The sequence below is a fragment of the Pantoea sp. MHSD4 genome (assembly GCF_021043305.1).
Lineage (GTDB): Bacteria > Pseudomonadota > Gammaproteobacteria > Enterobacterales > Enterobacteriaceae > Pantoea > Pantoea eucalypti.
On the sequence record NZ_JAJNDH010000008.1, the window covers coordinates 89,840 to 107,189 of the forward strand.

Here is a 17,350-nt window from a genome sequence, read left to right on the forward strand (position 1 = left end):
ACCATCACTTCTGCTTATTACCGCGCCGTAAAGCCTCTTGCAACGCGCCTGTCGCCGCACAACATCGTCGTCTTTACCTGTTAAAACCCGCATTTTGCGCATTATGCGACGCCTGTCGCACTAAGCGTGCAGGCTGCGATCTGACGCACAACCTTCACGTCAATTTCCACTTACTGCTGGAAATGTTGCCTCTCCACAGTCGGGGTGATGACCGTTAATTTATTTTTAACGCGAATTATCCGGTTTAACAGGAGTAGCAAGGTGAGCAATAAGGGCGTCCCGGTGTATGAAGCGTCACCGGAGAAAGTGCAGCAACTGGCTGACAGCGTAATGACGCAGATTGCGGCGCTCTATCAGCAGCATGGCATTCAGCCCAACGCGGTCCAGCAGCAGATGCTGCAATCCCATGTCGGCGCCATGGCGTCACGCTCGCTGAGCGGAGAGCCGCTGCCGGACGTGGAAGCGGAGCTGTTTGAAGATATTCCACCGGAAACCGTGGCACTGGCGCAGCAGGTGGTCGATCTGTTTGGCAATCTGCCCCGGGAAGAGGCCTGGCTGCTGTCAGTGCATATTGAAGTCGCGCGATCCAACAACTAGAGAGGAAGACAACATGGTAACAGTAGTGATTGGCGATCGTTTAGGTAAAGGCCAGAAAGTGGCTATTGGCATCGAAAAAGCAGGTGGCCGTGCTGTTGTGGTACCCGGTGTGGCGGCTGATATGAAACTGGGTGACGTGATGAAGGCAGAAAATGCCGATTTCGGTATCTCCTTCTGCGGCAGCGGCGGCGCTGGCGCCATTACCGCCCAGAACAAATATGGCTACAAAGCAAAGCATGGTATGCGCTCTATCGATGAGGGCGTCACCGCCATTAATGAAGGTGCCACGGTACTGGGTTTTGGTTTCATGGATAAAGAAGAGTTAGGCGAGCGGCTGGTGCAGGCCTGGAACAAGAAGCACGGCAGCTGATTATGAAAGAACAATACGTTACTCAGGTGACGGTCGAAGGCAAAGGCGATACCAAAGCGAAAGCCTTTGCAGACGCGCTGAGTCGGGTGCAAAACCAGGTTCTGCGCGCGACGCAAAAAATTCTGCTGCGCATCGAACCGCAGGATGTCCGGGTGCTGTGCGCGCAGGAGAGCGTCAAAACCGAGAAGTTTCTCTTCTTCTTTCTGGCACGTCAGCGGCGAAGCTTCAGCGTCACCCTGGAGATCACTGTCAGCGTCACCGTTTTCGACACCGAACGGGTGACGTTTACGGCGGCATCGTAAAACAGAACCTGTTTACATCAGCCCGCTACTGAACCGAATCTCAGCTGTCGCGATAGCGCGACGCTAAGACCGGAGCGACGCGGGCGCTGAGGCAGGATGGGTAAAAACGACAACAAGGTACAACAACATGTTTTTAATCATTTTGTTTAAGTCGTTGATCATTGGCGGACTGGTCGGTGTGGGTGTGGGGGCGGGTGCTGCACGCATGTTCCACGCGCCCACCACCCAGGGCATGGGCGCCTTTCGTACGCTGGGCGAGCTGAACTCGTGCGAAGGCGATCCGGCCTCTCATTTCTCCTTTGGTCTTGGCTTCTTTTTCAATGCCTGGGCATCGTCGGTTGCAGCCGGTTCATTCACGCAGGATGTCGATCACCGCATCATCCCAAACTGGGGCGCGGCCGCGCTGATGGTGAAGAATCGTAATGTGGCAGAGACGCTGCACGACCCGAAAAAAATGGCCATCGCCTGCGGCATTATCGGCATGATCGTCGTTGCCTTTCTCAACTCTACCGCGTCAGCTGTTCCCGCTGCGCTGCAGGTTACCGCAGTCAAAGTGCTGGTGCCCGCCGCTAACCTGCTGGTGAACACGGTGATGCCGGTAATCTTCTGGCTGGCAGCAATCGACGCAGGTAAAAAGTCAGGCTTCTGGGCCACCATTTTTGGCGGTCTGGCACAGCTAATCATGGGCAACGCCGTGCCTGGGCTGGTGCTGGGTATTCTGATCGGCAAAGGGGTGGAAGAGAGCGGCTGGAATCGGGTTACCAAAGTGATGATGACCGCTATCGTGCTGCTGTTTGTGCTGAGCGGCTTCTTCCGTGGTTTCGATATGAAGCTGCTGCAGTCCTTCCAGCTCGGCATTCCCGGCTGGCTCGACATGATCCACAACTCAGTCAGCGGCAAATAAGAGGCGATGCGATGAACGAAAATAAAGGCTTCTGGTATGCCGACTGGTCTTTCCCGATCTTTGTTGGCCTGCTCTCCTCGGGTGTCTTTGCCGGGACGCACATGTATTACCTCTACGGCATCGGCGCGTTCAACGAAGTGGCATTTGTGTCGATGCTGCGCGCAGGCATGGAGACCGGCGTCTACGGCGCAGTCGCCGCTTTTGGTGCCAGTTTCCTGTTTGCCCGCATTATTGAAGGTTCACTGGTGGGCATTCTGGATATCGGCGGGGCGATTCAGACCGGCGTCGGCCTGGGCGTGCCGGCACTGCTGCTGGGCGCGGGCATCGTCTTTCCGGTAGCGAATTTTGCGGCCTCGCTGGTGACGGGCCTGGTGATTGGTGTGGCGATTGGCTACCTGATTATTCTGGCGCGTAAATTCACCATCAATCAGAGCGACTCCACCTACGGCGCAGACGTGATGATGGGAGCCGGTAATGCCTCAGGGCGCTTTCTGGGTCCGCTGATTATCCTGTCCGCCATGGCGGCCTCGATTCCGATTGGTCTGGGTTCGCTGCTGGGTGCGCTGCTGTTCTATCTCTGGAACAAGCCGATCACCGGCGGTGCGATTCTCGGCGCGATGATCCTGGGTGCGCTGTTCCCGATTGCTCTCTGATCTCACCGGCAGCCCGGCAGCGGGCTGCCGTTAAGGAGAAACCATGTACGACTTGATTATCCGCAATGCGCGCCTTAGCGATGAGCAGGTGGTCGACATTGCGCTGCAGGATGGCCGTATCGCCGCGGTGGGCAACGTGCAGGGCACGGCACGGCGCGAGCGCGATCTGGCGGGTCGCTTCTACCTCAGCTCGGGCTGGATCGACTCCCACGTTCACTGCTATCCCAAATCTCCCCTTTATCATGATGAAGCGGACGCGATTGGCGTAGCGCACGGTGTCACCACGGTGGTCGATGCAGGCAGCACCGGCGCAGAGCACATCGATGATTTCTACCAGCTGACGCGCGCAGCACAGACCCAGGTGTATGCGCTGATTAATATCGCCCGCACCGGCATCGTCACTCAGAATGAGCTGGCCGACATGACGCAGATCGACGGGGAGGCGGTGAAGCAGGCTGTAGCGCGACTGCCCGATTTTATCGTCGGCCTTAAGGCGCGCATCAGCAGCAGCGTGGTCGGTCAGAACGGCGTCCAGCCACTGATAAAAGCGAAGGCTATTCAGCAGGTGAGCGGCGGTCTGCCACTGATGGTTCACATTGGCAATAATCCGCCCAATCTTGACCAGATTGCCGATCTGCTCACCACGGGCGACATCATCACGCACTGCTTTAATGGCAAACCCAACCGCATCCTGACGCCGCAGGGTGAACTCAAAGCAGCGGTTAAACATGCCATTGCGCGCGACGTAAAACTTGATGTCGGCCACGGCAGCGCCAGCTTCAGCTTTGAGGTCGCCCGGGTGGCGATTGCGCAGGGCATTCTGCCCGACACCATCAGTTCTGACATTTACTGCCGCAATCGTCTGGCCGGGCCGGTTCACAGCCTGGCGCATGTGATGTCGAAATTTTTCAGCGTCGGCATGACGTTGCCGCAGGTCATCGACTGCGTGACGGTAAACGCGGCCGCCGGATTGCGCCTGCTGCGTAAAGGCCAGCTGAAAGTCGGCTACGACGCCGATCTGACTGTTTTTAGCATCAAAGAGGAAACCCGGCCCTTTATCGATTCCGAAGGTGAAGAGGTCGCCGGTGAGAAGCATCTGGTTCCGCTGGCGGCGGTGGTCGCTGGTACGTGGATCGCCACTGAAGAAGGAATAGCGCATGACCTCGGTTTATGAAAAGTATGGCCTGAAGCCGGTGATTAACGCCTCTGGTCGTATGACGATCCTCGGCGTATCGACCCCATCGAGTGACGTGGTCGATACGGTGAAGTATGGCCTCGATCACTACTTCGAAATGAAAGATCTGGTGGATAAGACCGGTGCGTATATCGCCGGTCTGCTGAAAGTGGAGAACGCGCTGGTGGTCTCCTGCGCCTCGGCCGGAATCGCCCAGTGCGTGGCGGCGGTGATTGTAAAAGACAACGACTGGCTGGTGGATAACCTGCACGCCGCGCCGCTGACCGTTCCGCACCAGATTGTGGTGCCGAAAGGGCACAACGTGAACTATGGCGCGCCGGTCGGCAGCATGGTGGCGCTGGGTGGCGGGCAACTGGTTGAAGCGGGTTACAGCAACGAATGCTCATCTGCCCAGCTGGCAGCGGCGATCACGCCACAGACGGCGGCGATCCTCTATGTGAAATCGCATCACTGCGTACAGAAGAGCCATCTTGATGTCGGGCAGGCCGCGGCAGTTGCGCGGGAGCATGGGCTTCCGCTGATCGTCGATGCGGCAGCAGAAGAGGATCTGCAATGCTATTACCAGGCGGGAGCCGATCTGGTGATCTACAGCGGCGCAAAAGCGATTGAAGGGCCGACCAGCGGGCTGGTGATTGGCAGACACCATTACGTTGAGTGGGTCAAACGCCAGACCAACGGCATTGGCCGCGCAATGAAAGTGGGCAAAGAGGGGATTCTGGGGCTGACCCAGGCGATTGAAAATTATCTGTCACAGCCAAAAGTCAGCGGCGCGCAGATGGTGGAAAAAATGACGCCGTTTATTGAACAGCTTAACAGCCTGAACGGCGTGACGGCCCGCGTCGTGTGGGACAGTGCCGGACGCGATATCGCCCGCGCTGAAATTAAGTTCGATGAAGCCGCGATTCAGCAACGCACCGGCGATCTGGTGCAGGCGCTGAAAAAGGGCGATGTAGCGATCTATTTCCGCGGCTATAAAGCCAACGAAGGAATCATTGAAGCGGATGTGCGCAGCGTCAGCGCCGATCAACTGCACACTATTTTTACCCGCATTCAGGCACTGTTAAACGGGGAGAAACACGCATGACGCTGACACCTAATTTTTATCAGGATCGTCTCTGCCTTAACGTCCTTGCGGGATCAAAAGAGAATGCGCGCGCTATCTGGCAGGCAGCAGAAGGACACGTGCTGGTCGGCGTGCTGTCAAAAAACTACACCAGCAATGACGCCGCTATCGCTGATATGCATGAATATGCTGCGCTGATCGATAATGCCCTCTCGGTGGGCCTGGGCGCGGGCGATCCAAATCAGTCACAGATGGTCAGTGAGATTTCGGCGGTGCTGCAACCGCAGCATGTGAATCAGGTCTTTACCGGTGTCGCCACCAGTCGTGCGCTGCTGGGTCAGTCACAGACTATTGTGAACGGTCTGGTCTCGCCAACCGGCACGCCAGGTCAGGTAAAAATTTCTACCGGACCGCGCAGCGCAAAACGGCAGGATGGGATTGTGTCCATCGAAACGGCGATTGCGATGCTGCAGGATATGGGCGGTAGCTCGGTGAAATATTTCCCGATGGGCGGTCTGCAGGCGGTGGATGAGTACCGCGCTGTGGCGGTAGCCTGTGCAAAACAGGATTTCTGGCTGGAGCCCACCGGCGGCATCGATCTGGAAAACGTCGGCGAGATCGTGCGCATTGCGCTGGACGCGGGCGTCAGCAAAGTGATCCCGCACGTCTACAGTTCGATCATTGACAAAGCCAGCGGAGAGACCCGCATTGACGATGTGAAGCAGCTGCTGGCCATCTGTAAAACAGTACTGGCCCGGTGATCGACACGATCTGCCTTTGACAGGCAGATCGTGCAGCATGGACGTTGCGTGACGAACGCCGTAGGCTGAAGTTTTCACTCTCTGCCAGCAAACAGGTAACGCTTGTGAGATTTCCCAATCAGCGCCTTGCGCAACTGTTCGATGCCCTGCAAAACGAAACGCTGCCTCAGGATGAGCTGGCGCGGCGTTTTGCTGTCTCGACACGCACCGTGCGTACCGATATTACGGCGCTGAATGCGCTGCTGGCAGATCATGGTGCGCAGTTTATCCTGAGCCGTGGCGCGGGTTATCAGCTGAAGATCGAGGATGCTCAGCGCTTTCAGCATCTGCAGCAGCATACTGCCTCACCGCTGCGGGTGCCGCGTACCTCGCAGGACCGGGTTCGCTACCTCCTGACCCGTTTTCTTACCGCTGCCTATTCACTGAAACTTGAAGAGCTGGCGGAAGAGTGGTTTGTCAGCCGCGCGACCCTGCAGAACGATATGGCAGAGGTGCGCGAGTGGCTGGGTCGCTATCACCTCACCATTGAGAGTAAACCGCACTACGGCATGAAGCTATTTGGCAGCGAAGTGGCGATTCGGACCTGTCTCACCGACCTGTTATGGCAAATCGATCAGGCGATGCCAGAGAGTCCGCTGCTGACTATTGAAGCGCTGAACAGCGGCATGCTGGAGACGCTGCGTCCGCTGCTGCAAAGCTGTTTTGCGCAGCACAACATTCGCCTCAGTGATGAGGGCGAGCGCTATCTGCGGCTCTATTGCGCCGTTGCTGTGCGTCGCATCAGCGAAGGTTATCCGCTTAACGATCCCGGTGCTGAGGAGATTGGCGATGAGGTGCGTGAAGCGGCACATCAGCTGATTAATCTGATGCGTCCACTGGTCAGCAAACCAATTTCACCCGCTGAAGAAAACTGGCTGCGGGTTAACATTGCCGCGCGGCGCATTCAGGCGATCGCTCCCAGCGCCATCAATGCCGATGATGCCGACGCGCTGGTGGATTACCTGCTCAGCTTTATCAACACGCACTACAACTTCAATCTGCAAAACGATCAACAGCTGCGAGCCGATCTGCTCACCCACATCAAAACCATGATTACCCGGGTGCGCTATCAGATTCACATCCCTAACCCGCTGCTCAGCAACATCAAGCAGCACTATCCGATGGCCTATGATGTCACCCTGGCGGCGGTGACCAGCTGGGGAAAATATACGCCTTACGTCATTACCGAGAATGAGATTGGCTTTCTGGTGCTGCATATTGGTGTCGGACTGGAGCGCCACTATGACGTGGGCTATCAGCGTCATCCACAGGTGCTGCTGGTGTGCGACAGCGGTAACTCCACGCTGCGCATGATTGAAGCGATGTTGCTGCGGAAATATCCGCAGTTGCAGGTCACGGCCCGCCTGTCACAGCGCGAGTATGAGGCGCGCAGTCGCATTGACGAAGATTTTGTCATCTCAACCATCCGGCTCAGCGAAAAAGAGAAACCCGTGGTGGTGATGTCACCGTTTCCCACCGGTTTTCAGCTGGAGCAGATTGGCAAGCTGGTGCTGGTCGATCGTACCCGGCCCTATATGTTGGCGAAATTTTTTGATGCCCAGCACTTTCATATCGTCGACAAGTCAATAACCCGGTCTGAGCTGTTTCGCCAGCTGAGCGATCAGCTGCAGGAGGAGGGGTTTGTGGATGAGGCGTTCTATCCGTCGGTCGAAGAGCGTGAAGCGATTGTCAGCACGATGCTGGGCGAAGGCATTGCGCTGCCGCACTCGCTGGGACTCCTGGCAAAGAAAACCGTGGTCTATACCGTGCTGGCCCCACACGGTATTCCCTGGGGAGACGATACCGCCTATGTCATCTTCCTGCTGGCGATCAGCAAACGTGAATATGAAGAGGCGATGGCGATATACGATCTGTTTGTGACGTTCCTGCGTGAAAGGGCGATGACCCGACTGCGGGACTGCACCGATTTCACCTGCTTCAGGGCGGTGGCGATGGATTGCCTGAGTCGGCCATAGGCTTTTAGTTTTTCTTCGCCAGCAGGCGGGGGATCTCGCGCAGGCACCAGGATTTGGCTTCGCCCATGCTGTCGCGCCGCCACGCCATAATAATATCAACCTCGCGAGTGTATTCCGGACTCACCACGCGCAGACGGCCTTCCGCGATATCCTGCTCCACCAGTGAATAGGGCATGGTTGCGACACCCAGCCCCGCCAGCAGGGCACGGCGCTTATCATCCATGCTGCTTACGGTCAGGCGCTGCTGTTTATCCAGTAACTGCACGGTCAGCACCGGGCGCTCACGCGCGGTATCTGCCACTGCAATGCCCCGGTATTTCACCCGCGTCACTTCAGACTGAGGTTCAGGCTCGTTATGAATCGGGTGGTCAGCACTGGCGACGTAAACACTCATCATGGTGTAGAGCTTACGGGTATTGATCTCGGTGGAGGCACGGAAGTGCATATCGGGGGCGATCACGATATCGGCACGGCCCTGTTCCAGCCGCTCCCACGCGCCTGCCAATACTTCGGTAACCAGCGAAAATTGTGTATTGGCTTTGTCAGCCAGCTTTGTCACCAGCGGAAACAGTGCATCAATGGGCACCAGTGCTTCAGTAACGATGGTCAGATGGGTTTCCCAGCCACGCGCCAGCGCTTCCGCATCGGTGGTGAGCTTATCGGCCGCTTCCAGCAGTACCCGGCCACGCTCCAGCAGCATGCGTCCCACGTTGGTAAATTTAGTGCGGTGACCGGAGCGGTCAAACAGCACCACATCCAGCTCCTCTTCCAGCTTTTGCATGGTGTAGCTGAGGGCTGAAGGGACACGCCCCAGTTCATCTGCTGCTGCTGCAAAACTGCCACGTCGATCAATCGCATCCATAACGCGTAAAGATTCAAGGGTTAACGCACGCTCTTTGGCCATCCCGTTTCTCTGTCAGGAAATTTGAACATGCCGGGCAGATTAACTGGCTAACAATCCGGCGTCCAGACTTTTACCATGGGTGCATAAAGTCCGTGGCCGATCCTCGTCACCGGATGCCGGAGGTAAATAATGATAACGACACGCAGTGCGTCCGCATGTGGTCAGGCCGATTTCGGCTGGTTGCAGGGGCGTTACAGTTTCTCTTTTGGCCACTATTTTGATCCCAAACTGATGGGCTACGCATCGCTGCGTGTTCTGAACCAGGAAGTACTGGCACCGGGTGCGGCTTTTCAGCCGCGTACCTATCCTCAGGTCGATGTGCTGAACATCGTGCTGCAGGGTGAAGCTGAATACCGCGACAGCGAAGGCAACACCATCAGCGTGCGGGAAGGAGAGGCGCTGCTGCTCTCTGCCCAGCAGGGGGTAAGTTACACCGAAATTAACCTGAGCAAAGATCGTCCACTGACACGTATGCAGCTATGGCTGTCAGCCTGTCCTGAGCGCGAAAATCCGCGGATGCAAAAGATTGCCCTGACGGAAGGCCGGTTGTCTCAGCTGATCGCCTCGCCGGATGGGATAGATGACAGTCTGCAGTTGCGTCAGCAGGTGTGGATTCATCAGGTTGAGCTGGCGCCGGGCGAACAGCACTCGCTGCGGATACAGGGGCCACGCGCCTATCTGCAGTCAATTCATGGTTCGCTGGAGGCGATGTCCGGCACGGATCATCAGGAAAAGCTGGGCTGTGGCGATGGTGCGTTTTTGCAGGAAGAGAAGCTGTTGCAGCTGAAGGCGAAAACCGCGACCCGCGCGCTGGTCATCGATATTCCGGTCTGAAAATCGGGCAATAAAAAAGGCGGCCATAGCCGCCTTTTTGCGTTTTAGCGTGTTACTTCAGCATGGTAAAGGCGGTGGTGACGTGTTTCACGCCACTGACGCGGCTGGCGACATCAGCCGCGGCCTGCGCTTCCTGTTGTGTCACCAGACCCAGCAGGAACACTTCGCCATTCTCCGTCGTCACCTTCACGTTGGAGGATTTCACCTGATCGCTGCCCAACAGCTGCGAGCGGATTTTGGTGGTAATCCAGGTGTCTGACGACGTGGTGCCCAGCGTCACTTTCTGGCCGATGCGGATCTCGTTATAGACCTCGGTTGCGCCATCAACGCCCATGGTGATCTGTTTGGCACGATTGGCGATCTCCTGCGAAGGCGCCTGACCGGTCAGCAGCACTTTGCCCTGATAGGCGGTGGCGACAACGCGGGCATCGGTTTTAATCTGCTGATCTTTTGCCAGCGCGTTCGTGACGCGTAGCTCCAGCGTGCCGTCATCAACCTGTGTACCCACCGAGCGGGGATCCGTGGCCGTTTTGGTGGCAACAGCTGCGCCGCCAGCGACGACCGCCACGCAGCCCTGCAGCAGCATGGCGGTTAACAGAATAGCTATAGCATTCAATGCTTTCATTCGTGCTCCTTCAGTCATTCCTGATGGGGAAAGAGAGTGTTATCGATCAGATCGCATAAGCAATTCACGGTGAGCATATGCATCTCCTGAATACGGGCGCTGCGGTGCGACGGAATGCGGATTTCCACATCCTGCGGACCCAGCAGTCCGGCGAGCTCTCCGCCATCATACCCGGTAAGCGCAACGATAGTCATATCGCGTGTCACCGCTGCTTCTACGGCCTTAACGATGTCACGGGTGTTGCCACGGGTCGAGATGGCCAGTAACACATCACCTGCGTGTCCCAGCGCGCGTACCTGCTTGGCATAGATCTCATCGTGCAGACGATCATTCCCAATCGCGGTCAGCATCACGTTGTCGGCACTTAACGCCAGCGCCGGTAAGCTGGGGCGTTCGGTCTCGAAACGATTGATCATGCTGGCGGCGAAGTGCTGGGCATTGGCGGATGAGGCACCGTTGCCACAGCTCAGGATTTTATTGCCATTCAATAACGACTGCACCAGCGTCATGGCCGCGCGGGAGATGGCATCGGGCAACGCCTCGGCTGCGGCAATCTGAGTCTGAATACTTTCGGTAAAACACGCTTTAATTCTTTCCTGCACACGACCACCTGGTTCTAAACGTCTGCATTAAAGGCATTCGGCAGCCACTCGAGCGCCGTGCCGGTAATGGCGATGATGTCGAAACGGCAATTCACTGTTTCAAAACTGCCGCCGCGTTGCGCCAGCCAGAGAGCGGCAGCGCGCAGCAGCTTTTGTTGTTTATTCCGGGTTACGCTGGCGAGCGCGCCACCATAACGCGCATCGCGTCGGTAGCGGACTTCAACAAACACCCAACAGTGCCCGTCACGCATAATCAGGTCAAGTTCACCATTGCGAAAGTGAACATTACTGGCGACCCATATCAGGCCAGCCTGCTCCAGATAGCGCCGGGCATCTTCTTCATGTCCGGCGCCAATCTGACGGCGATTTAGTTGGCCGGTGCGATTTCGCCCCGGCGATACTGGTTCCATGTCAACTTCCTGTTGATCACACAATCCGTGTCGGCGCTGAGCTTGCCGGTATTGCCATCCAGCGTGAAGCCAGGTGACTGGCGCATCTGGTTAAAGTGGTTCGCCAGCGTCCAGGCATCCATACCCATGGCATAGAGGCGTACCAGCGAGTAGTCATTATTGAATGACTTCGATGTCTGCTGCATCAGGCCAGGATTGCTGCCGGAGAGCAGCGGAATATCGCTGAACTGCAGGCCATCCATTTCTAACCGGAAGTCCGGGCCAGCGCCGGCCTGCGCGCTGCGCGAACTGGCGTAGAGCGAGATATTGCTGCGACTGCCGGTGCGCATGGTGATCATCGGTTTGATCAGCTGCAGTTCATCCTGGGTTGAGACGATGTAGACCGCATCGATGCCACCGCCGCTGCTGGTGCTGACCACATCAGGCGTGCTCTGTTGCGGTGCCGGAATGGTCAGGCCCGCAATGGAAACGCCCTGCGGCTCAGCAGGTGCCGCATTGACCGGCGTACCTGACAGGCTGATGCCTGCGCCGCTGTTAATGCCCTGTTTCAGCTCAGCGGTCGAGCCAAAGCGCTGCTGCATGACGGTGCTGCCACCCAGCGTCTGCCACTCCTGTGCAAAAGCGTTTGTCACGCGATCGCCAAGGCCGCTGCGCGGAACCAGCAGCAGCGGCTGACGTTTGCCCTGGTCCCAGATATGGTGCGCGGCATCGCGTGCTTCGTCTTCAGGAGAAAGCGCAAAGTAGCAGATATTCGGATGGTTCTGGATCTTTTCCGGCTCATTGAGCGCCAGCACGTTTAAGGGGGTCTGGCTGTTGGCGACCTTCTCAACGTTGCTCTTCAGCAGTGGGCCAACCACGATAGTGGCGCCATCCTGCTGTGCCTGCTGCATCACCTGCTCAATCGGCTGGCTGCTGGTGTCATAGACCTTGATCTGAGCGTTGCTGGCCGGTGCGGCGGCGGCAGGCTGAGATTGAGGCTGTGACTGAGGCTGTTGCTGTTGCTGTGGTGTGGTGGTAGCCGACTGCTGCGGTGCGCTGATCGGATCGGCAGACGATCCCGCAGCGGCGGCAGGTTGCGCGCTGGCTGTTGCATCCGCAGCGGCGGGCTGGGCAGTTGCTGCCGCAGGCTGTGCGACCGGCGCGGATACGCCGTTCTTCGCGTCGTTAAAGCCTTTCTGGATGGCATTCGCGAACACCTGTGCCTGGCCATTCAGCGGCAGCAGCAGCGCGATGATGCTGGTAGAGGCTTTGGTGTAGTTCTGCATCTGGCTCAGCTGCGTCGGCAACGTTTTGGCCGCCGGGTTCTGCGGATAGCGAGTCTGCCAGTCTTTGATGCCGGACTTCAGCATTTCTGCATCCTGGGCATTAGCACGCCAGACCGCGAGCAGATCCAGCCAGCCCTGCAGCACATTTTCGTCGGCATTGATCACCAGGTTGCTGGCTTCCTGTGGCGACATCTGCGTCAGGGTCTGCCAGGTAGCGTCAATATTGGTCTGATGATCGGCGTCTTTCAGCAGCGGTTCCTGAGCAATATAGTTGCGCAGCAGTGAGAGTGAAGGGCGGCCCTGCGCGCTGGCAATTTGCAGGCTGTAGTAACGCGCCAGCTGATCCTGCGACAGTGCGCTGGTCTTTACCGCTGCTAACAGCGGTTCAGCGTCTTTGGATTTCTGCTGGGCAATCAACAACTGCGCTTTTAGCAGCAGAGATTCCTGTTGCTGCGTCTCAGAGAGCTGCTGCGGCAACTGGCTCAGTTGCTGAGTGGCCTCGGGATACTTTCCTTCCTTCAACAGGGCGCGGATTGCGAGTAATTGCCAGTCGGTCTTGCTATCATCGCTGCTTTGCTGCGCTTGCTGCAGATAGTAAGCGGAGCTGGCGGTGGCTGGCCCCTGAATATTGACGGTTGAGGTTTGCGGCGCCTGACCGCTACATGCGGCTAAAATCAGCCCGGCAAGAATGACAGGCAGAAAGCGTCCTGCTTTATGACGAACGACTTTTGAAGGAAGCATACTGTATCCAGTGATGTTTTTTTCAAGATGCTCAATATTAAATCGGCAATTCGGATGAAACAATGAAACAACTCGATCGGGCAGAGATTTCTGCCAGCACGCTCTACATCGTTCCAACCCCGATTGGTAATTTGGGTGATATCACCCAGCGGGCGCTGACGGTGCTTTCGAGCGTCGATCTGGTCGCTGCGGAAGATACACGTCATACCGGGCTGTTGCTACAACATTTCGCCATCAATGCGCGACTCTTCTCACTTCATGACCACAACGAGCAGCATAAGGCTGAGCTGCTGCTGACGAAGCTGCAAGAGGGTCAAAGCATAGCCTTAGTTTCCGATGCTGGCACGCCGCTGATTAACGATCCGGGCTACCATCTGGTGCGCCGCTGCCGTGAAGCGGGCATTCGTGTAGTGCCGCTACCGGGCGCCTGTGCCGCCATTGCCGCATTGAGCGCCGCAGGACTGCCATCCGATCGTTTCTGTTACGAAGGGTTTCTGCCCGCAAAAACCAAAGGCCGTTGCGATGCCCTGCGAGCACTGGTGCAGGAGCCACGCACGCTGATTTTCTATGAATCAACCCATCGTTTAATCGACAGCCTGCAGGATATGGTGAGTGAGCTGGGGCCTGAGCGCTACGTCGTGCTGGCTCGTGAGCTGACCAAAACCTGGGAGTCGATTTATGGTGCGCCGGTCGGCGAGCTGCTGGCCTGGGTCAAAGAAGATGAGAATCGTCGTAAAGGCGAGATGGTGCTGATTGTCGAAGGGCACAAAGTCGATGATGACGATGCGTTACCCGCTGATGCACTGCGTACGCTGGCGCTGCTGCAAAAAGAGCTGCCGTTGAAGCGCGCGGCTGCGCTGACCGCTGAGATCCATAGCGTGAAGAAGAATGCCCTCTATAAGTATGCGCTGGAGCAGCAAGAGGCGTGACAAATGCCTTCGGATGTCCTATTATCCCGCGCCGAAGCTGACCAGACAGTCGCCGCTTTGTCGTCGTCCTCACTTGTGGGGAGACGGGCAGAGGGGAGGAAAGTCCGGGCTCCATAGGGCAGGGTGCCAGGTAACGCCTGGGAGGCGCAAGCCTACGACCAGTGCAACAGAGAGCAAACCGCCGATGGCCCAGAAATGGGATCAGGTAAGGGTGAAAGGGTGCGGTAAGAGCGCACCGCGCGACTGGCAACAGTTCGTGGCACGGTAAACTCCACCCGGAGCAAGGCCAAATAGGGGTTCACAAGGTACGGCCCGTACTGAACCCGGGTAGGCTGCTTGAGCCAGTGAGCGATTGCTGGCCTAGATGAATGACTGTCCACGACAGAACCCGGCTTAACGGTCAGCTTCGACTTTTTACCAGAAACCCCGCTCCGGCGGGGTTTTTGCTTTTGCGGGCTATGTGCAGGCAGCGATGAATGACTGTCCACGACGCTCTCTATGAAAAGAACGCGGCTTAACGGTCAGCGTCGACTTTTTACCAGAAACCCCGCTCCGGCGGGGTTTTTGCTTTTGCGGGCTATGTGCAGGCAGCGATGAATGACTGTCCACGACGCTCTCTATGAAAAGAACGCGGCTTAACGGTCAGCGTCGATTTTTTACCAGAAAACCCGCTCCGGCGGGGTTTTTGCTTTTGCGGGCTATGTGCAGGCAGCGATGAATGACTGTCCACGATGCGCTCCATGAAAAGAACGCGGCTTACCGGTCAGCGTCGATTTTTTACCAAAAACCCCGCTTCGGCGGGGTTTTTGCTTTGTGGCGCTATACGAATGCAGCTTAACCGCGGCCGTGCGGTTCATCCCAGTCAAACGCTGGCCCAAGCGAAATCACGCCGTTCGGGTTGATGGTCTTGTGACTGCAGTAATAGTGATGACGGATATGCGGCAGATTGACTGTCTCTGCAATGCCCGGCATCTGATAGATATCACGCAGGAAACCGCTCAGGTTTCTGTAATCACTGATCCGGTGGCGATCGCACTTAAAGTGAGTCACATAGACGGGATCAAAGCGCACCAGCGTGGTCCACAAACGCAGATCCGCTTCGGTCAGCTGATCGCCGGTAAGATAGCGATGCTGGCCCAGAATCTGCTCCAGCCGCGACAGCGAGTGGAAAAGCGCCGTTACAGCTTCATCGTATGCGGACTGCGACGTCGCAAAACCCGATTTATAGACGCCGTTGTTCACCGTGTCGTAGATCCAGCTATTCAGCTCATCAATCTTTTCGCGCAGTGCAACGGGATAGTAGTCACCGGCACGGGCACCGACCGCATCAAACGCACTGTTGAACATGCGGATGATATCAGCCGATTCATTGCTGACGATGGTGTTCTGCTGCTTGTCCCATAATACCGGCACGGTTACACGGCCACTGTACTGCGGGTCAGCATGCAAATAGAGCTGATAAAGGAACTCGTTCTGATAGAGCTTATCGCCCGTCGCATCCTGAAAGGTGTCATCGAAGGTCCAGCCGTTCTCCAGCATCAACGGATGCACCACGGAGACGTCGATCATGCTATCCAGACCCTTCAGCTGACGCATCAGTAGCGTACGGTGCGCCCAGGGGCAGGCCAGCGAGACATAAAGATGATAGCGATCGCGCTCAGCAGCAAATCCCGCTTTGCCCACCGGGCCGGCGCTACCGTCCGCCGTGACCCAGTTGCGAAAAGCCGACTCTGAACGTTTGAAACGTCCGCCGGTAGATTTAGTATCGTACCAGGTGTCATGCCAGACACCGTCAATTAACTGTCCCATAATGGCTCCAATGCAAGCAGGGCGGGGAAATGTCCCCGCCCTGCTAAGTATATGTGGCATTACGCTTTATGTGAGATTAGCGCGCAATCGCCTATGATTTTCTTTTGCTGATCAGGCGATCAATGCTGTATGCGCCTGGACCCACCAGACCTAACACCAGGAAACCACCCGCGATAGAGAGGTTTTTCATGAACATCAACTGATTCACACCTTCGGCAAAGTTACTGTGAAACAGAAACGCGGTCAGGATGGTGAAGCCTGCAGTGAACAGGGCAGTGAAACGGGTCAGGAAACCAAACAGAATGGCCAGACCGCCGCCAAACTCCAGCAGAATAACCAGCGGCAGCATAAAGCCAGGGACGCCCATCGCTTCCATATATTGCTGAGTACCTGCATAACCGGTGATCTTGCCCCAGCCGGCCGTAATGAACAGGATTGGCATCAGGATGCGAGCCACTAATAAACCGACATCTTCGAATTTTTTCATCATCTACTCCAGCGCTATCAGGAATGCAGGGCAAGCTGCCCGCAGGGTTTATGCCCGCTGAAAGCACTACTGCGTTCATTGGGTTGATGGCTGGAGATGATAATCGCGGAGTGGAAAGGTTGTAAGCGAGATATACTGTCTGTGTTTTTCAGAAAATCTGATGAAGAAAAGCCGGCCTTTTCAGGACCGGCTATTAACAAAATTAACGCGGTGGCAGAGCCGATTTAATCATGCGCCAGGTACTCCAGGCACCGAATCCCCGTTTGGCCCAGCGTAAGAGCTTACTGGGACTACGAATTGAGTAGACGGCCAGCGCGCTGCTGCCAATAGCCAGATAGCGACGTAAGCTGAGGAAAGTAAACCAGCCACGATCGTAATGGGCGGTCCCTTCCAGCCAGTCACGCCGCGCAGCGCTTAAATCCAGCCGCTGCTGCTGCACATGCTTAAGCAGTTCATGGATGCGTTCTTCACGCTCGCGGCGGCTCATCAGCGTTGTTCCTCAAGCAAATTACGATCAGTTTCCAGCTCTTTACGCGTATGGCGTAACAGCGTTGACTGACGCGACTTGTGAAGTGTCCAGAGTCCCAGAATGACCGCCAGCAGGAACAGTGTGCCGGTTGTGATGCCAATGGCCATCAGACGGTACTGTGCATCTACTGCCCAGATGATCAGAACCATCAGGCTCATCAGACCAAATGCAGTGAACAGCATGGTCAGGCCAACCATCAACAGCAGCTGAATCAGGTTAGCTTTCTCATGCTCCAGTTCCACCACTGCCAGACGAACACGCGTCTCGACCATGCCAACCAGCGTGGTCACAATACGCTGGCCGATGTTAATGACCCCTTTAGCCGGGCCGTGGTTATGCTGTGAGTCAGCCATAG

The 17,350-nt window shown here is 56.7% G+C and carries 20 protein-coding genes and 1 other RNA gene; 12 read left to right on the plus strand and 9 right to left on the minus strand.

Annotated features, from left to right (window positions below; genetic code table 11):
* Nucleotides 1-261: 261 nt before the first annotated feature.
* From LQK91_RS19845 to LQK91_RS19885, 9 genes are all read left to right on the plus strand, one after another.
* On the plus strand, nt 262-597 hold the full coding sequence (locus LQK91_RS19845) for a glycine dehydrogenase (protein ID WP_003855528.1): 336 nt from the start codon (nt 262-264) through the stop codon (nt 595-597).
* Between the two features lie 13 nt (nt 598-610).
* Complete coding sequence (locus LQK91_RS19850; RefSeq protein ID WP_003855529.1) at nt 611-967, plus strand: SFCGS family glycine-rich protein; 357 nt, start codon at nt 611-613, stop codon at nt 965-967.
* Between the two features lie 2 nt (nt 968-969).
* Complete coding sequence (locus LQK91_RS19855) at nt 970-1,269, plus strand: DUF4312 family protein (RefSeq protein ID WP_003855530.1); 300 nt, start codon at nt 970-972, stop codon at nt 1,267-1,269.
* A 127-nt stretch (nt 1,270-1,396) separates the two neighbouring features.
* Nucleotides 1,397-2,173 carry a DUF4311 domain-containing protein gene (locus LQK91_RS19860; RefSeq protein ID WP_008925780.1) on the plus strand — a complete coding sequence of 259 codons (777 nt, stop codon included), beginning with the start codon at nt 1,397-1,399 and terminating at the stop codon, nt 2,171-2,173.
* An 11-nt stretch (nt 2,174-2,184) separates the two neighbouring features.
* The gene (locus LQK91_RS19865) at nt 2,185-2,826 is read left to right on the plus strand and encodes a DUF4310 family protein (RefSeq protein WP_008925779.1); all 642 of its coding nucleotides are present in this window, start codon (nt 2,185-2,187) and stop codon (nt 2,824-2,826) included.
* A gap of 43 nt (nt 2,827-2,869) precedes the next feature.
* A complete protein-coding gene (locus LQK91_RS19870) occupies nt 2,870-4,000 on the plus strand; it encodes an amidohydrolase/deacetylase family metallohydrolase (RefSeq protein WP_105100034.1) in 1,131 nt (376 codons plus the stop codon).
* Nucleotides 3,984-5,105 (plus strand): DgaE family pyridoxal phosphate-dependent ammonia lyase, encoded by a 1,122-nt coding sequence (locus LQK91_RS19875; RefSeq protein ID WP_105100035.1) that lies wholly within the window; start codon nt 3,984-3,986, stop codon nt 5,103-5,105. Before LQK91_RS19870 ends, LQK91_RS19875 begins: the two co-directional genes overlap by 17 nt.
* Complete coding sequence (gene dagF / locus LQK91_RS19880; RefSeq protein WP_105100036.1) at nt 5,102-5,845, plus strand: 2-dehydro-3-deoxy-phosphogluconate aldolase; 744 nt, start codon at nt 5,102-5,104, stop codon at nt 5,843-5,845. Before LQK91_RS19875 ends, dagF begins: the two co-directional genes overlap by 4 nt.
* A 104-nt stretch (nt 5,846-5,949) precedes the next feature.
* Complete coding sequence (locus LQK91_RS19885) at nt 5,950-7,860, plus strand: BglG family transcription antiterminator (protein ID WP_105100037.1); 1,911 nt, start codon at nt 5,950-5,952, stop codon at nt 7,858-7,860.
* Nucleotides 7,861-7,864: 4 nt separating this feature from the next.
* On the opposite strand, the gene LQK91_RS19890 is transcribed toward LQK91_RS19885, so the two are convergent.
* Nucleotides 7,865-8,764, minus strand: a complete 900-nt coding sequence (locus tag LQK91_RS19890; protein WP_003855535.1) for a LysR family transcriptional regulator — start codon at nt 8,762-8,764, stop codon at nt 7,865-7,867.
* A gap of 129 nt (nt 8,765-8,893) precedes the next feature.
* On the opposite strand from LQK91_RS19890, the gene LQK91_RS19895 reads away from it, so the two are divergent.
* The gene (locus tag LQK91_RS19895; RefSeq protein WP_003855536.1) at nt 8,894-9,598 is read left to right on the plus strand and encodes a pirin family protein; all 705 of its coding nucleotides are present in this window, start codon (nt 8,894-8,896) and stop codon (nt 9,596-9,598) included.
* A 52-nt stretch (nt 9,599-9,650) separates the two neighbouring features.
* Here LQK91_RS19895 and dolP read toward each other — a convergent pair whose 3' ends face one another.
* From dolP to LQK91_RS19915, 4 genes are read right to left on the minus strand one after another with little or no spacing between them, the layout of a single operon-like run.
* Entirely contained in the window at nt 9,651-10,223 is a 573-nt protein-coding gene (gene dolP, locus LQK91_RS19900; RefSeq protein ID WP_008925774.1) for a division/outer membrane stress-associated lipid-binding lipoprotein, read from the minus strand.
* Between the two features lie 14 nt (nt 10,224-10,237).
* Entirely contained in the window at nt 10,238-10,825 is a 588-nt protein-coding gene (gene diaA, locus LQK91_RS19905) for a DnaA initiator-associating protein DiaA (RefSeq protein WP_003855538.1), read from the minus strand.
* 14 nt (nt 10,826-10,839) lie between these two features.
* On the minus strand, nt 10,840-11,235 hold the full coding sequence (locus LQK91_RS19910; RefSeq protein ID WP_003855539.1) for a YraN family protein: 396 nt from the start codon (nt 11,233-11,235) through the stop codon (nt 10,840-10,842).
* Complete coding sequence (locus LQK91_RS19915; protein ID WP_039659407.1) at nt 11,193-13,241, minus strand: penicillin-binding protein activator; 2,049 nt, start codon at nt 13,239-13,241, stop codon at nt 11,193-11,195. The genes LQK91_RS19910 and LQK91_RS19915 overlap by 43 nt, the downstream gene beginning before the upstream one ends.
* Nucleotides 13,242-13,303: 62 nt before the next feature.
* Here LQK91_RS19915 and rsmI point away from each other — a divergent pair, with 62 nt between their 5' ends.
* Together rsmI and rnpB are read left to right on the plus strand one after the other, a co-directional pair.
* The gene (gene rsmI, locus LQK91_RS19920; RefSeq protein ID WP_039659404.1) at nt 13,304-14,170 is read left to right on the plus strand and encodes a 16S rRNA (cytidine(1402)-2'-O)-methyltransferase; all 867 of its coding nucleotides are present in this window, start codon (nt 13,304-13,306) and stop codon (nt 14,168-14,170) included.
* A 33-nt stretch (nt 14,171-14,203) separates the two neighbouring features.
* An RNA gene (gene rnpB / locus LQK91_RS19925) (RNase P RNA component class A) lies at nt 14,204-14,582 on the plus strand.
* Nucleotides 14,583-15,004: 422 nt separating this feature from the next.
* Here rnpB and LQK91_RS19930 read toward each other — a convergent pair.
* The 4 genes from LQK91_RS19930 to LQK91_RS19945 form a co-directional block, all read right to left on the minus strand.
* Nucleotides 15,005-15,979, minus strand: coding sequence for a glutathione S-transferase family protein (locus LQK91_RS19930; RefSeq protein WP_039659403.1), 975 nt, complete (start codon nt 15,977-15,979; stop codon nt 15,005-15,007).
* Nucleotides 15,980-16,070: 91 nt separating this feature from the next.
* On the minus strand, nt 16,071-16,466 hold the full coding sequence (locus LQK91_RS19935) for a DoxX family protein (protein ID WP_008925770.1): 396 nt from the start codon (nt 16,464-16,466) through the stop codon (nt 16,071-16,073).
* A gap of 202 nt (nt 16,467-16,668) precedes the next feature.
* Complete coding sequence (locus tag LQK91_RS19940; RefSeq protein WP_033733988.1) at nt 16,669-16,953, minus strand: YqjK-like family protein; 285 nt, start codon at nt 16,951-16,953, stop codon at nt 16,669-16,671.
* Nucleotides 16,953-17,348, minus strand: coding sequence for a phage holin family protein (locus LQK91_RS19945; RefSeq protein ID WP_003850226.1), 396 nt, complete (start codon nt 17,346-17,348; stop codon nt 16,953-16,955). Before LQK91_RS19945 ends, LQK91_RS19940 begins: the two co-directional genes overlap by 1 nt.
* Between the last annotated feature and the right edge of the window lie 2 nt (nt 17,349-17,350).